Below are 13,216 nucleotides of genomic sequence, written 5' to 3' on the forward strand. Positions count from 1 at the left end.
TGCGGGCACCCCGTGTACTCCCCGCGTACACCCCCCGTGTCCGCCCGTACGAATGCAGTCGAGGGAATAGTCCGTGCAGTTCCGCCAGAAGGCGCTTTCCAAGCTGCAATCGCCCGAAGAACTCGATGTGCCCGTGCGATTCGCGCGCCCGCCGGGCCGCCTCGTGCTCGCCGTCACGGTCGTCGTCATGGCCGTCGCCGGCTACTGGGCGCTCACGGGCACGGTGGCCGCCAAGCTGAGCGCGTCCGGCGTCCTCACCCACGCCGAGGGCAGCTACCTGCTGCAGAGTCCGGTCGCCGGACAGGTCACCGAGGTCCTCGTCGAGGAGGGCCGCCCCGTGGCCCCCGGAGCGCCCGTGCTGACCGTCCGTACCGACCAGGGGGACCGGCCCGTGCGCGCCGTGGCCGGCGGCCGGGTGACCACGCTCTTCGCCCGGATGGGACAGGTCGTCACCACCGGGGCGGACGTGGCGACGGTGGAGCGCGTGACCGACCGGGACGCGCCCCTGGTCGCCGTCCTCTACCTCCCGGGCGACAGCGCCGCGACCGTCCGGGTGGGCGCCTCCGTCGACCTCGGTGTCCAGTCCGCCCCGCGCGACCGTTTCGGCGTCCTGCGGGGGCACGTCAAGGCGGTGAGCCGCACGCCCCAGACGCGCGAGCAGATCGGCTCCTTCCTCGGCGACAGCGGGCTCGCCGAACGCTTCGCCGGGCAGGGCAACCCGGTCGCCGTCCTGGTCGCCCTCGACCGCTCCGCCGCGACCGCCTCCGGCTACGCCTGGTCCTCCGCGGGCGGCCCGCCGCACACGCTCGACTCCGGTACGCCCGTTACGGGCGCCGTCCACCTCTCCGCGCAGCGGCCCGTCGACTGGCTGCTGCCGTGAGCGCCCCCACCGAGTCCCCGCAGGGCCGGTCCCGCTCCCGCTCGGGGTCCCGGGCCTCGGCGCGCCGGCTCCCGCCCGCCCGGCGCCGTCGGGCGCCCGTGCCCACGGGCCGCCGTACCCGGACCGTCCGTACGCCGACCGTGCTCCAGATGGAGGCCGTCGAGTGCGGCGCGGCCGCCCTGGCGATGGTGCTCGGCCACTACGGCCGCTTCGTCGCCCTGGAGGAGCTGCGCATCGCCTGCGGTGTCTCGCGCGACGGGTCCCGGGCGAGCAACCTCCTGAAGGCGGCGCGCGGTTACGGTCTCCAGGCCAAGGGCATGCAGATGGACCTGGCCGCCCTCGCCGACGTGGCGGCCCCGGCCGTGCTGTTCTGGGAGTTCAACCACTACGTCGTCTACGACGGCATGGGGCGCCGCTTCGGCCGCAGGGGCGTGTACGTCAACGACCCCGGCAAGGGGCGCCGGTTCGTCCCCATGGAGGAGTTCGACACGAGCTTCACCGGGATCGTCCTCACCTTCGAGCCGGGCCCGGGGTTCCGGCGCGGCGGGCGCAAGCCCGGTGTCATGGGCGGGCTGCCGGCCCGGCTGCGCGGCACGTCCGGCACGATGGCGGCCGCCGTCGTCTCCAGCCTGCTGCTCGTGCTCGTCGGCGCGTGGGTGCCCGCGCTGAGCCGTACGTACATCGACATGTTCCTCATCGGGAACCAGACCTCGCTGCTCGGCGTGCTCTTCGCGGCGATGGCGACCGCCCTCGTCCTCACCGCGACGCTCACCGCGATCCAGCAGGCCAACCTGCTGCGCGGGCGGATCATCTCCTCCACCCTGGGCAGCGCCCGCTTCCTGCGGCATCTGCTCAGGCTCCCCCTCACGTTCTACGCCCAGCGCAATCCGGCCGACCTGGTCCAGCGGCTGCAGTCCAACGACGCGGTCGCCGAGACCCTCGCCCGCGACCTGGCGGCCGCCGGCGTGGACGCCGTCGTGGTGCTGCTCTACGCCGTGCTGCTGTGGACGTACGACCCCCAACTGACCGTCGTCGGCGTGGCCGTGGCGCTGCTCAACGTGGTGGCCATGCGGGTCGTGCTCCATCTGCGGGCCACCGGCACGCAGAAGCTGCGCGCCGAGAGCGCCCGGCTGACCAACACCGCGTACAGCGGCCTCCAGTTGATCGAGACGATGAAGGCGACCGGCGGCGAGAACGGCTTCTTCCGCCGCTGGGCCGGTCAGCACGCGACCACCCTCGACGTGCAGCAGCGGCTCGGCGTGCCCACCGCCTGGCTGGCGGTCGTCGCGCCCACCCTGGCCGCGCTCAACAGCGCGCTGATCCTGATGATCGGCGGTCTGCGCGCGGTGGAGGGCGCTCTCACGGTCGGTCTGCTCGTCGCCTTCCAGTCCCTGGTGACCAGCTTCACCGCGCCCATCACCCGCCTCAACGGCGTCGCGGGCCGGATCCAGGACTTCGCGGCCGACGTCGCCCGGCTCAAGGACGTCGAGAACTTCCCCGTCGACCCGGTGTACACCCGGCGTGAGCCGCAGGCCAGGACCCGGCGGCTCAAGGGCCATGTGGAGCTGGACGGCGTCACCTTCGGCTACAGCCCGCTGGACGCCCCGCTGCTCACGGGCTTCACGCTCTCGGTCGGCCCCGGGCAGCAGGTGGCGCTCGTGGGCGGCTCCGGCAGCGGCAAGTCGACGGTCTCCCGGCTGATCTCGGGCCTGTACGCGCCGTGGGAGGGCGCTGTCCGGATCGACGGGATGCGTCTGGAGGACATTCCCCGCAGCGCGCTCGCCGCCTCCGTCTCCTTCGTCGACCAGGACGTCTTCCTCTTCGAGGGCACGGTCCGCGACAACATCGCGCTGTGGGACCCCTCCGTCCCGGATGAGGCCGTGGTCGCCGCCCTGGAGGACGCGGCCGTGTACGACGTGGTCGCCCGTCGGCCCGGGGGCATCCACAGCCGCGTGGAGCAGGACGGCCGCAACTTCTCCGGCGGTCAGCGCCAGCGGCTCGAGATCGCCCGGGCGCTCGTGCGCCGCCCCAGCGTCATGGTCCTCGACGAGGTGACCAGCGCCCTGGACGCGGCGACCGAGCAGATCATCATCGACAACCTGCGGCGGCGCGGCTGCGCCTGCGTGGTCATCGCGCACCGGCTGAGCACGGTGCGGGACAGCGACGAGATCCTCGTCCTCGACCGGGGCACGGTCGTGGAGCGCGGCCGGCACGCCCAGCTGGTCGCGGCCGGGGGCGCGTACGCCGAACTCGTCAAGGAGCACTGAGGTGACGTTCCCTCACCAGCCGACGACCGTCGGCGTCGACCCCGTGGTCGCCGCCCTGGGCGGCCTGGGCACGGCGGTCGACTGCACCGGCCTGGGCAGCGTCCCCCTCGAAGGCCCGCACGTGCTGTGGCTCGTCGTCGACGGCGCCATGGACCTGTTCGCCGTGGACGCGGCACAGCTCGGCCCCTGGCACTTCCTGGGCCGCCTGGAGGCGGGCACGCTCCTGCTCGGCCCGGTGGACGGCCCCGAGCACACGCTGATCGGGCGCCCCTTGGAGGGTTGCCTGCTGCGCCGCGTGGAGCTGCGCGAACTGCAGCCGTACGCCTACGGAGCCCAGCCGTACGGCGGTCAGGCGCAGGGGGGCCAGTGGTACGGCGGTCAGTGGTACGCCGACCAGGACCCCTACGGGACGGCCGAACCGCGCCTGAGCCCGCTGGAGCACGCCTTCGCGCTCGGCATCGGGCGCGGGCTGCGGGTGCTGTACCAGGCGCCGTTGGACGGCGGCGCGGGCAGCGAGTCCGCCGGCGCGGACGACGACATCCTGTGGATGCAGATCGCCCCCGGCAGCGTCCTCTACGGGGCCGCCTACGAGGGGTACGGCGACGACGCCGCCGGCACGCTCCTCGTCGAGCCGACGATGTGGCAGGGGATGGTCGACCAGCAGTACCGGCTGCTGTACGCCCTGGACAGCTGGATCGAGGAGCTCGAGCGCGCCCACGAGGACCGCACGGCGGCCGGGATCGAGGCCGGCCGGGCGGCTCGTACGCAGGCGGACCGGGCACTGCTCGCCTCCATCGGCCGGTCGGGCGCTTCCGGCGCGTCCCGCGAGCGGGGGCGCGCGAGCGACGACGCCACCTACGCCGTCTGCCGACTGGTCGCCGAGGAGGCCCGGATCACGCTGGCCGGGGCGGCGGAGGCGAGCGGCCTCCCCGGCCGCCTCGACCCCGTCGAGCGCATCGCGCTCGCCTCCCGGATCCGTACCCGGGTCGTCCGGCTCGACGGCCGCTGGTGGCGGGAGAACAGCGGGCCCCTGGTCGGGCGGCGTGAGGCGGACGAGGCCCCGGTCGCGCTCCTGTGGCGGCGCGGCCGGTACGAGATCGTCGACCCCGCCACCGGCACGCGCGAGCGCCTCGGGAAGGCGGGCGCCTCCTCGGTCGTGCCGCGCGCCGTCATGCTCTACCGTCCGCTGCCCGACCGGCCGCTGGGCCTGCTTCCGCTGCTGCGCTTCAGCGTGCGAGGCACCCGGTCGGAGCTGCGGATGCTGCTGCTCTCCGGTCTGGTGGCGGTCGGTCTGGGCGCCCTTGTGCCCATCGCCACGGGCAAGGTGCTCGGCGACTACGTGCCCCGGGGCGAGACCGGGCTCATCGTGCAGACCGCGCTCGCGATCCTCGCGACCGCCGTCGTCTCGGCCGCCTTCATGCTGCTGCAGAACGTCACCATCCTGCGCCTGGAGGGCCGTATCGAGGCCACGCTCCAGCCCGCCGTCTGGGACCGGCTGCTGCGCCTGCCGACCCGGTTCTTCGCAGGACGCTCCACTGGTGAACTGGCGAGTGCGGCCATGGGCATCAGCGCAATTCGCAGGGTGCTGTCCGGCACCGGTCCGGTGGTCGTCCAGGCCGGCACCGTCGGCACGATGAACCTGGTCCTGCTGCTGGTGTACAGCGTGCCCCTGGCCCTCGCGGCGCTCGCCATGCTGGCCGTCGTCGCGGCGGTGTTCCTGGGCCTGGGGCTGTGGCAGCTGCGCTATCAGCGGCGGCTGATCCGGCTCGGCAACAAGCTCAACAACCAGGCGTTCCAGACCCTGCGCGGGCTGCCCAAGCTCCGGGTCGCGGCGGCCGAGAGCTTCGCGTACGCGGCCTGGGCGGGCGAGTTCGCCCGGACCCGGGAGCTGCAGCAGCGGGTCGGTCGGATCGCGAACGTCCTCACGGTGCTCGGCGCGGTCTGTCTGCCGCTCTGCACACTCGTGATGTTCATGCTCCTCGCCGGACCGGCCCGGGGCTCGATGTCCGCCAGTGAGTTCCTCACGTTCAGCACCGCCGTGACGATGCTGCTGTCCTCGGTCACCCAGCTCACCGGCGCGCTCCTGTCGGCCGCCGCCGTGCAGCCGATGTTCGAACAGGTCAGGCCGGTGTTCCAGGAGACGCCCGAGGTACGGGGGTCCAGCGCCCAGCCCGGCGAGCTGAGCGGGGCGATCGAGGCCGAGAACCTGTCCTTCCGCTACACCGATGACGGTCCTCTGGTCCTCGACGGGGTCGACTTCCAGGTGCGTCCGGGTGAGTTCGTGGCGGTCGTCGGCGCCAGCGGCTGCGGCAAGTCGACGCTGCTGCGGCTGCTCATCGGCTTCGACCGGCCCTCGTCCGGCAGCGTGCGCTACGACGGGCAGGACTTGGCGGCGCTCGACCAGGCGGCCGTGCGCCGCCAGTGCGGTGTCGTGCTGCAGAACGCGCAGCCGTTCTCCGGCACGATCCTCGACTGCATCTGCGGCGCCGAGACGTTCCCGCTCGAGGACGCGTGGGCGGCGGCCGCGATGGCGGGCCTTGCCGAGGACATCAAGGCCATGCCGATGGGCATGCACACGATGCTGTCCGACGGCGGCGGCACCATCTCGGGCGGTCAGCGGCAGCGGTTGATGATCGCCCAGGCGCTGATCCGCAGGCCCAGGGTCCTCTTCTTCGACGAGGCCACGAGCGCGCTCGACAACGAGGCGCAGCGGGTGGTGATCGAGTCCACGCGGGCCCTGAACGCCACCCGGGTGGTGATCGCCCACCGGCTTTCCACGATCATGGACGCCGACCGGGTGATCGCCATGGCGGACGGCCGGATCGTGCAGCAGGGGTCACCGGCCGAGCTGCTCGCGGACACGACCGGGCTCTTCCACGAACTGGTCCGCCGTCAGCTGCGCTGATCCGGCTCGCGGATGCCCCGCGCCAGGTAGAGGCCGGTGGCCGTGGCGAGCAGGGTCACGCAGCCCGTGAAGATCAGCCCGGCGGCGTCCAGGCCCAGCCACATCGTCAGCGCGCCGACGCCCACGACCGGCAGCGAGATGCCCGTGTAGGCGACGACGAAGAACGAGGAGACCGTCGCCGCCCGGTGCGCGGGCGGGGCGGCCTCGCCGACGGCGGTCAGTCCGGCGCGGAAGGCGAGCCCCTGGCCGATCCCGCCGCAGACCGCGCCGGCCACCAGGAGCGGCAGGGTCTCCGCCCACAGGGACGCGCCGACGAGGAGCAGCCCGAGCACCAGGACCGCGCAGCCGAGCGGCAGGGCGACCCGCCCGGGCATCCGGGCCGTCCACGACTGGCCCACGGTCGAGGCGAGGAACACCGAGAAGACCACCAGGCCCGAGACGGCGTGGTTGGTGATGTCGAGGGTCTGCGCGACGAAGCTCGGGGCCACCGCGGTGAAGAGGCCGAGCAGCGCGAACCCGGCGAAGGCGGCGAGCGCCGAGGGCGTGAAGACGCTGCGGACCTCGGGCGGTACGTAGAGCCCCTGCGGCCGCAGCCGGCTGCGGAGCCGGGGATGCTCGACGGTCTCCGGCAGGAGGAGCACGATGACGCAGGCGACGGCGACCAGGCCGAGGTGGACGAGGAACGGCAGGATCAGCGGCTCCGGTGCGTACTCCGCGAGGAGCCCGGCGAGGAGCGGTCCGCAGCCGAGACCGCCCATGTTCGCGGCGGTCGCGGCGAAGCCCGCGCGGGACTTGCGGTCCGGCCGCGCCAGTTCGAGCACGGTGACCGTGCCCGCCCCGCTCAGCAGCCCGGCCGAGAAGCCCGACAGGAGCCGGCCGGCGAAGAGGAAGGGCAGCCCGCCCTCGAAGAGGAAGCAGAGCGCGCTGGCGGCGGCGAACCCCAGCGCCGCCCACAGGACGGGCCGGCGGCCCACCCGGTCGGAGTGGTTGCCCACGAGCAGGAGGGTGGCGATGACTCCGACGGCGTAGCTGGCGAAGATGACCGTCACCATCAGCTCGGAGAAGCCCAGCTCCTCGCGGTAGAGACCGTACAGCGGGGTGGGAATCGTCGTGCCGGCCATGCCGATGGCGAAGACGACGGCCGCCGCGACATAGCCGAGGCGCCGCGGGTGGCGGGAGGTGCTCCGTACGGTCGGAGCGGCCTCGCCGGTCATGCCGGCGCCTCCTTCCGCGCGAGCGCGAACACGCCGACGACGACCAGACCGACGCCCAGCACCTCCGGTACGAGCCACCAGCCCACGCGTACGTCCTCTTCGTAGATCAGGATGCCCAGCATCAGGCTCACCGTGGCGTCGCCCAGTGTGAGCGCGGGCTGGGAGGCGACCAGCGGCCCGCCCTGCATGGCGTGTTCGAGCAGCAGGAGCGCCGCGATCCCGGCCACACAGAAGGCATACGTCTGCCACGCCGTCAGGAACCCGGCCAGGCCGTCGTCGTCCAGGATGTGCATGGACGTCTTCATCAGCCCCGCGGTGAGGGCGTAACAGATCGCGGTGGCGGCGCCGAGGCACCCGGCGCGGGCGCGCCCGGCCGGCCTCCGTAGTCCGGCCACCGTCAGGGCGACGACCGCGCCGGCGGCGATCGCGAGCGCCGGGATCCAGCGGTCGAGCGGCACGTGCGTGCGGTTCCCGTCGGGCGAGGCTGCCATGAGGGCCACCCCGAGACCGACCACCACGGCCGCCACGGCACCCCACTGGGCCTTCGGCAGCCGCTCCCGTGTCATCAGGGAGGCGATCAGCAGCGCGAGCGGCAGCTCGAGCACGAACAGCGGCTGTACGAGCGAGAGGGGGCCGGTCGCCAGGGCCGCCGCCTGCCCGACGCCTGCGACGATGACGGCGAGGATCCCGGCGAGCCAGAGCGGGCGCTTCAGCAGATCGAGGATCAGGCCGGGCCGGAACGAGTCGGTCTGACGGACGGTGAGCGCGGCACGGCGCTGCAGCACCGTGGCGAGCGCGTTGCTGAACGCGGCGCACACGGCGAAGAGGACCGGCAGGACGACACTCACCTCCCGATGGTCACCGTCGCCGCCGGACGCCCGGGCGACGACACCGGCGGGGGCGCGCGGTTCACCCGGTACGCGCCCCTCCTGCCGCCGGTCGGCCGAATCCCGGGCCGCGGGCGTGGGCGGCCCGGCCCATGGTGGTACGTCGTCGGAATGCAGCCTGGCACACCGCCGCAGGTGATCCCGTTCCTCCGTACCGCCGCCGCCTACGCCTGGCGCCTGCTCGTCGTCGGCGCGCTGGTGTACAGCCTGTTCGCGCTGCTCGGGCGCTTCCACGAGATCGGGGTCGCCGTCTTCCTCGGTCTGGTGATCACGGCACTCCTGCGCCCGGTCGCGGACATCGTCGCCAAGGGACTCCCCCGCCCACTGGCCGTCGCCCTCACCCTCCTCGGCAGCCTCGCGCTGGTCCTGGGCGTCCTCGCCCTGGTCGGTGAGGCGGTGGAGGGCGAGCGGACGACGCTGGTACGGGAGTTCCGGGACGGCATCGACCGGATCGAGGACTGGCTGGAGCGGCCGCCCTTCCGGCTGAACCCGGAAGCGCTGACGGATGTGCAGAGCAGGATCGGGCAGTTCCTGTCGAGCCACCGCTCGGCCCTCATCAGCGAGGCGATGAGCGGCGCCCACCGGCTGGTCGCGGTCCTCACGACGCTGGCCCTCGCGCTGTTCTGCTCGGTGTTCTTCATCCACTCGGGAGACCGGCAGTGGGTGTGGCTGAAGGACCAGCTGCCGGACCGCGTGCGCGAGCACCTGGACGTCGGCGGCCGGGCGGCCTGGCGTACGTTCACCGGCTACACGCACGGGATCGTGCTGGTCGCGGCGGTGAACGCGACCCTCGTCGGGCTCGCCCTCTGGCTCCTCGGGGTGCCGCTCGCGGTCCCGTTGGCGCTCCTGGAGTTCGTCGCCGCGTTCGTGCCGCTGATCGGTTCGCCGATCGCGCTCGCGGTCGCGGCGGTCGTGGCCCTGGCCTCGCAGGGCCCGTGGATCGCGGCGATCGTGGTCGGCCTGATCGTGATCATCGGTCAGATCGAGGGCCATCTGCTGCACCCGCTCGTCATGAGCTGGGCGGTACGGCTGCACCCGCTGGTGGTGGCGATCTCGGTGATCGCGGGCGCGATCGCCGCCGGCGTGGTGGGCGCCGTGGTGGCGGTGCCGCTGGTGTCGGTGATCTGGTCGGTACGGGTGGCGCTGCGGGAGACGGGCGGGGCGAAGGGTGAGGGTGACGGCGAGGGTGAGGGGGAGGCGGCGGACTCGGAGGCAGGGAAGGACGCAGGCGAGGCGACGGAGGGGTGAGCGCCGCGGACGCGGCGCGTGCTGCTCGGCGCGACCGGTGTGGTCGCGCTGCCCCAGTCGGCCCAGGCCGCGAACCTGCTCACCAACGCCGCTTTCGAGGCCGGCACGCTCTCCGGCTGGTCGTGCACCGGTGGGCTCGGCTCCGTCGTCTCCACCCCCACCGCACTCCGGTACGAAGGCCCTCGCCGGGGCGGCGAGCCCGAGCGACAACGTCGGCGTCACCGGGTACGACGTCTACCGGGGCGGCACCGTCGTCTCCACGGTCACCGGTACCTCGGCCGCCGTCGGCGGGCTCGCGCCGTCCACCGCGTACACCTTCACCGTGAGGGCGCGCGACGCGGCCGGGAGCAGCTCCGGCGCCTCCAACAGCGTCTCGGTCACCACCGACCCGGGCGGTGGCGGTGGCGGCTTCAAGCAGGCTTGCACCGTACCTCTACCTCGGCTGGGACAATCCCCCGGCCGTCTCGACGGTGATGAACGCGACCGGCATCAAGTGGTTCACCATGGCGTTCATCCTCTCCTCCGGCGTCTGCAATCCGGCCTGGGACGGCAGCCGGCCGCTGACCGGCGGCACCGACCAGTCCACGATCTCGCGGGGCCGTTCCCGGCTCGCGGCGGCGCGGTCGTGCACAGTGAGGTCCATGGACGTCGAGCAGGTCATCGATGAGCTGTACGGGGTGGCGCCGGGCGAGTTCGTCGCGGCCCGGGACGCACGGGCGGCCGAGGCCCGGAGCGCGGAGGACCCGGCCGGCGCGAAGCGGATCGCGGCGCTGCGCCGGCCCACCCTCGCCGCCTGGGCCTCGAACCGGTTCGTACGGGAACGGCCGGAGGACGTCCGGCGGCTGCTCGCGCTCGGCGAGACCCTCCAGGAGGCCCACCGGCTCCTGGACCCGAAGACGTTCCGCGAGGCGTCCGGGCAGCGGAACAAGGTCATCGCGGCGGAGGTCCGCGCGACGGCGGCGCTCGCCGAGGAGGCGGGGCACCCGCTGAGCGCCTCGGTGAAGGAGGAGGTGGAGCAGCTCCTGCGTGCGGTGCTCGCCGACCCGGACATCGCGGCGGAATGGTCGGCCGGCCGCCTCACGAAGCCCCCGGAGGCCCCGGTGGGCTTCGGCGGCATCACCCCGGAGAGCCTCCCGCCGCGACCACCCACCGAGCCCTCGAGGTCCGCCCCGCCCGCCAAGTCCGCCAAGCCCTCCAAAGCCGATACCCGCGCCCGCGAGGCGGCGGAGAAGGCGGCCGCGGAAGCCGCCCTGCGGGACGAGGACCTCCGGGCGGCGGAAGCCCGCGCGACGGAGGCGAACGCCCAGGTGGCCCGCCTCGAAGAAGAGCTGCGCCGGGCGCAGTCCGCCCGCCGCGAAGCCCGCGCTGCGGCGACCAAGGCGGCCGAGGCCTCCCGCAAGGCACACGCCAGAGCGGACAAGGCGCGCGAGGCGCTCGACTGACCGGCCGGGTGAGGTCGTCGCGCTCCTGGGTCGGAAGGCACCGGATGCCAGGATGGGTGTCATGGATCATGAAAACGGGTGGAGTGCGGGGCCGGTGGGCGCTGGGGACACCGGACGTGACGAGCTGGTGCGGATGGTGCGCGGGGCAGCGCGTGAACTGCCGGGCGGGCAGGTCGTGACGGCGTCGGTCGTGTGCGAGGCGTGCAGTGCGGGGGAGTTCGAGTCGGCCGTGTACGAGGTGTGGGCCGGCGAGTGCCACTGCTGGGGCTGTCTCCTGCCGATCGGGGTGCAGGACGGGGAGGTGACCCGCGTCTTCGGGCAAGCGAGCGCCTACCCGTGGAAGCTCACGCCCACCGAGGGCACCCCTGACCCCGCCGCCGAGCCGACGGACTACTTCTGGTGCCCCGAGGGACACAAGGTGTTCCAGGTAGCCGTCGGGCTGGTCCTCGACGAGAGCGCGTCGGTGCGCGCGCTATCCGTCGGCCTGCGCTGTCCGGAGGACGGCGGGCTGCACCTGTTCATCGACAACGCGCGGGTCACGGCGTAGTCGCCCCGAAGGCAACGCTCGGGAGACCCCGTCCCGCGTCGCGCAGGACCAGCAGGGAGCCGGCGAGCGGGTGCGGTCGCGCCTGGCCGGTGCGGGCGGTGGTGATGTAGAGGTCGCGGAGGTCCGGGCCGCCGAAGGCGCATGCCGTGGGGCGCCGGACCGGGAGGGGGACGACGCGGTCCAGGGCGCCGTCGGGGGTGTAGCGGCGGAGTTGGGCGCCGTCCCAGAGAGCGACCCATACACAGCCGTCCGCGTCCACGGTGAGTCCGTCGGGGTAGCCCGCGCCGGGTTCGATCGTCGCGAACGGGCGCCGGTGTGTGGCGATTTCGGCGTCAGCCGGGCAGACGTCTACGCGGCGGGTGGGGCTGTCCACGTAGTAGAGGAGGGAGCCGTCCGGGCTCCAGCCGATGCCGTTGCTGACGGTCACCGAGGGGAGCATCTCGCGGGCGGTGCCGTCGGGGGCGAGGCGGACCAGGGTGCCGCCGCCGGGCGCCTCGTCGTAGCGCATGGTGCCCGCATACAGAGAACCGTCCGGGGCGACGGCCGCGTCGTTGGCGCGCCGACCCGGGACCGGGTCGCGCAGCAGCCAGGTGAAGGAGCCGTCCGGCGCGTAACTCCCGATCCCGTCCCTGAGGTTGACGACCAGGCCACCGTCGGCGCGCGGTTTGGCCGCGCCCACGTGCTGCTCGGTGGCCATGACGGTGCGCCGGCCCGTCTCCGGCGTGTAGGTGTGGACACGCGAGCCGAGGATGTCGACCCAGATCAGCCTCCGCGCCGCCGCGTCCCAGGTGGGGCCCTCCCCCAGGGCCGCCTGTTCCCGTACGGCGACGGCCAGTTCGGCCGTCAACGGGCGCCCCGGTGACCGAGGCGTTCGGAGAGGTCGGCGGCGCCCTTGGCGGCCAGTTCAGCGAGGTCGCGCTCGCGGTCCTCGCTCCATCGGATCACCGGGACGGAGACGGAGAGCGCCGCCACCACGCGCCCGGAGCTGTCGCGCACGGGTGCGGCGACGCAGCTCACGTCGGGGTTGGACTCCCGGTGCTCGACGGCGATCCCGCGCTCGCGGATCTCGGCGAGGGCCGTGCGGAGCGCGTCGTGGGCAGTGATGCTGTGCGGAGTCATCGCGACGAGTTCGCGCCCGTCGATCCGGCTGTCCAGTTCGGCCGGCGGCAGGGAGGCGAGCAGCATCTTGCCGACGGCGGTGCAGTGGGCGGGGAGACGGCGGCCGGCGGCAGAGACCATGCGGACGGCGTGGGTGGAGTCGACCTTGGCGACGTAGATGACGTCGGTGTCCTCCAGGAGGGCGACGTGGACCGTCTCGTCGCAGATCTCGGCGACCTCGCGGGCGACCTGTCGGCCTTCGGCGGCGAGGTCGAGCTGTTCGGCGTACCGGCTGCCCAGCTGGTACGTGCGCACGCCGAGCCGGTAGCGGCCGGGGTGTTCGGGGGCGGGCACGAGGTAGTGCCGCGCGGTCAGGGTCGTGAGCAGTTCGTGGACGGTGGTGCGCGGCAGGCACAGCCTGCGGACGACGTCCGGGGCGGCGAGGGTCTCGTCGCCCGTCAGGAACAGCTCCAGTATGTCCAGCGCTCTCGCCACCGCGGGAACTTGGCGTCCCATCGCCACTCACCCACCTCTCGTGTCGCCGTCGTTCGGTATGCCGGTCAGTTGTCGATATCGCGAACACAGGCTAACCACAGCTGCGTTGAAGCGGCAATGGTCGCGCCACCCGCCGCACGTTCGCCGCGCGTCCGGTGTGCGTCCGCCTGCGTCCGCCTCGCGGTCGGCGTGCGCGAGGCGTTGACATGCCCCGGACCAGCCCCTACGGTCAC

The 13,216-nt window shown here is 73.4% G+C and carries 9 protein-coding genes and 1 pseudogene; 6 read left to right on the top strand and 4 right to left on the bottom strand.

The genetic code is table 11. The features are described from left to right. Positions 1–73: 73 nt before the first annotated feature. Genes ACWCO8_RS05030 through ACWCO8_RS05040 form a run of 3 tightly spaced genes read left to right on the top strand, consistent with a single transcriptional unit; the run spans position 74 to position 6,052 of the window. The gene (locus ACWCO8_RS05030) at positions 74–880 is read left to right on the top strand and encodes an HlyD family efflux transporter periplasmic adaptor subunit (protein WP_451030972.1); all 807 of its coding nucleotides are present in this window, start codon (positions 74–76) and stop codon (positions 878–880) included. After that, positions 877–3,147, top strand: coding sequence for an NHLP family bacteriocin export ABC transporter peptidase/permease/ATPase subunit (locus ACWCO8_RS05035; RefSeq protein WP_451030973.1), 2,271 nt, complete (start codon positions 877–879; stop codon positions 3,145–3,147). Before ACWCO8_RS05030 ends, ACWCO8_RS05035 begins: the two co-directional genes overlap by 4 nt. Before the next feature lies 1 nt (position 3,148). Next, positions 3,149–6,052: an NHLP bacteriocin export ABC transporter permease/ATPase subunit gene (locus tag ACWCO8_RS05040; protein WP_451030974.1), complete on the top strand. Its 2,904-nt coding sequence runs from the start codon at positions 3,149–3,151 to the stop codon at positions 6,050–6,052. Here the strand turns inward: ACWCO8_RS05040 and ACWCO8_RS05045 are convergent. Beyond that, positions 6,040–7,266 carry an MFS transporter gene (locus ACWCO8_RS05045; RefSeq protein WP_362010700.1) on the bottom strand — a complete coding sequence of 409 codons (1,227 nt, stop codon included), beginning with the start codon at positions 7,264–7,266 and terminating at the stop codon, positions 6,040–6,042. The two genes, ACWCO8_RS05040 and ACWCO8_RS05045, sit on opposite strands and share 13 nt — an antisense overlap. After that, positions 7,263–8,114 carry a DMT family transporter gene (locus tag ACWCO8_RS05050; protein WP_451030975.1) on the bottom strand — a complete coding sequence of 284 codons (852 nt, stop codon included), beginning with the start codon at positions 8,112–8,114 and terminating at the stop codon, positions 7,263–7,265. Before ACWCO8_RS05050 ends, ACWCO8_RS05045 begins: the two co-directional genes overlap by 4 nt. Positions 8,115–8,264: 150 nt before the next feature. Here ACWCO8_RS05050 and ACWCO8_RS05055 point away from each other — a divergent pair, with 150 nt between their 5' ends. From ACWCO8_RS05055 to ACWCO8_RS05065, 3 genes and pseudogenes are all read left to right on the top strand, one after another. Then, positions 8,265–9,401 carry an AI-2E family transporter gene (locus ACWCO8_RS05055; RefSeq protein WP_451030976.1) on the top strand — a complete coding sequence of 379 codons (1,137 nt, stop codon included), beginning with the start codon at positions 8,265–8,267 and terminating at the stop codon, positions 9,399–9,401. Between the two features lie 18 nt (positions 9,402–9,419). Further along, positions 9,420–10,006: pseudogene (locus ACWCO8_RS05060) on the top strand (fibronectin type III domain-containing protein); the annotation flags it as partial. Positions 10,007–10,904: 898 nt separating this feature from the next. Next, the gene (locus ACWCO8_RS05065; RefSeq protein WP_451030977.1) at positions 10,905–11,390 is read left to right on the top strand and encodes a hypothetical protein; all 486 of its coding nucleotides are present in this window, start codon (positions 10,905–10,907) and stop codon (positions 11,388–11,390) included. Here the strand turns inward: ACWCO8_RS05065 and ACWCO8_RS05070 are convergent. Both ACWCO8_RS05070 and ACWCO8_RS05075 read right to left on the bottom strand, forming a co-directional pair. Then, positions 11,380–12,237, bottom strand: coding sequence for an SMP-30/gluconolactonase/LRE family protein (locus ACWCO8_RS05070; protein ID WP_451030978.1), 858 nt, complete (start codon positions 12,235–12,237; stop codon positions 11,380–11,382). The two genes, ACWCO8_RS05065 and ACWCO8_RS05070, sit on opposite strands and share 11 nt — an antisense overlap. Beyond that, on the bottom strand, positions 12,234–13,004 hold the full coding sequence (locus ACWCO8_RS05075; protein ID WP_451030979.1) for an IclR family transcriptional regulator: 771 nt from the start codon (positions 13,002–13,004) through the stop codon (positions 12,234–12,236). Before ACWCO8_RS05075 ends, ACWCO8_RS05070 begins: the two co-directional genes overlap by 4 nt. Between the last annotated feature and the right edge of the window lie 212 nt (positions 13,005–13,216).

The organism is Streptomyces sp. NPDC001927 (assembly GCF_053594455.1).

Excerpts from the sequence above, each read along its gene's own strand:
- ACWCO8_RS05055 (WP_451030976.1), top strand. The coding sequence starts at position 8,265 with ATGCAGCCTGGCACACCGCCGCAGGTGATCCCGTTCCTCCGTACCGCC.
- ACWCO8_RS05045 (WP_362010700.1), bottom strand. The coding sequence starts at position 7,266 with ATGACCGGCGAGGCCGCTCCGACCGTACGGAGCACCTCCCGCCACCCG.
- ACWCO8_RS05065 (WP_451030977.1), top strand. The coding sequence starts at position 10,905 with ATGGATCATGAAAACGGGTGGAGTGCGGGGCCGGTGGGCGCTGGGGAC.
- ACWCO8_RS05075 (WP_451030979.1), bottom strand. The coding sequence starts at position 13,004 with ATGGGACGCCAAGTTCCCGCGGTGGCGAGAGCGCTGGACATACTGGAG.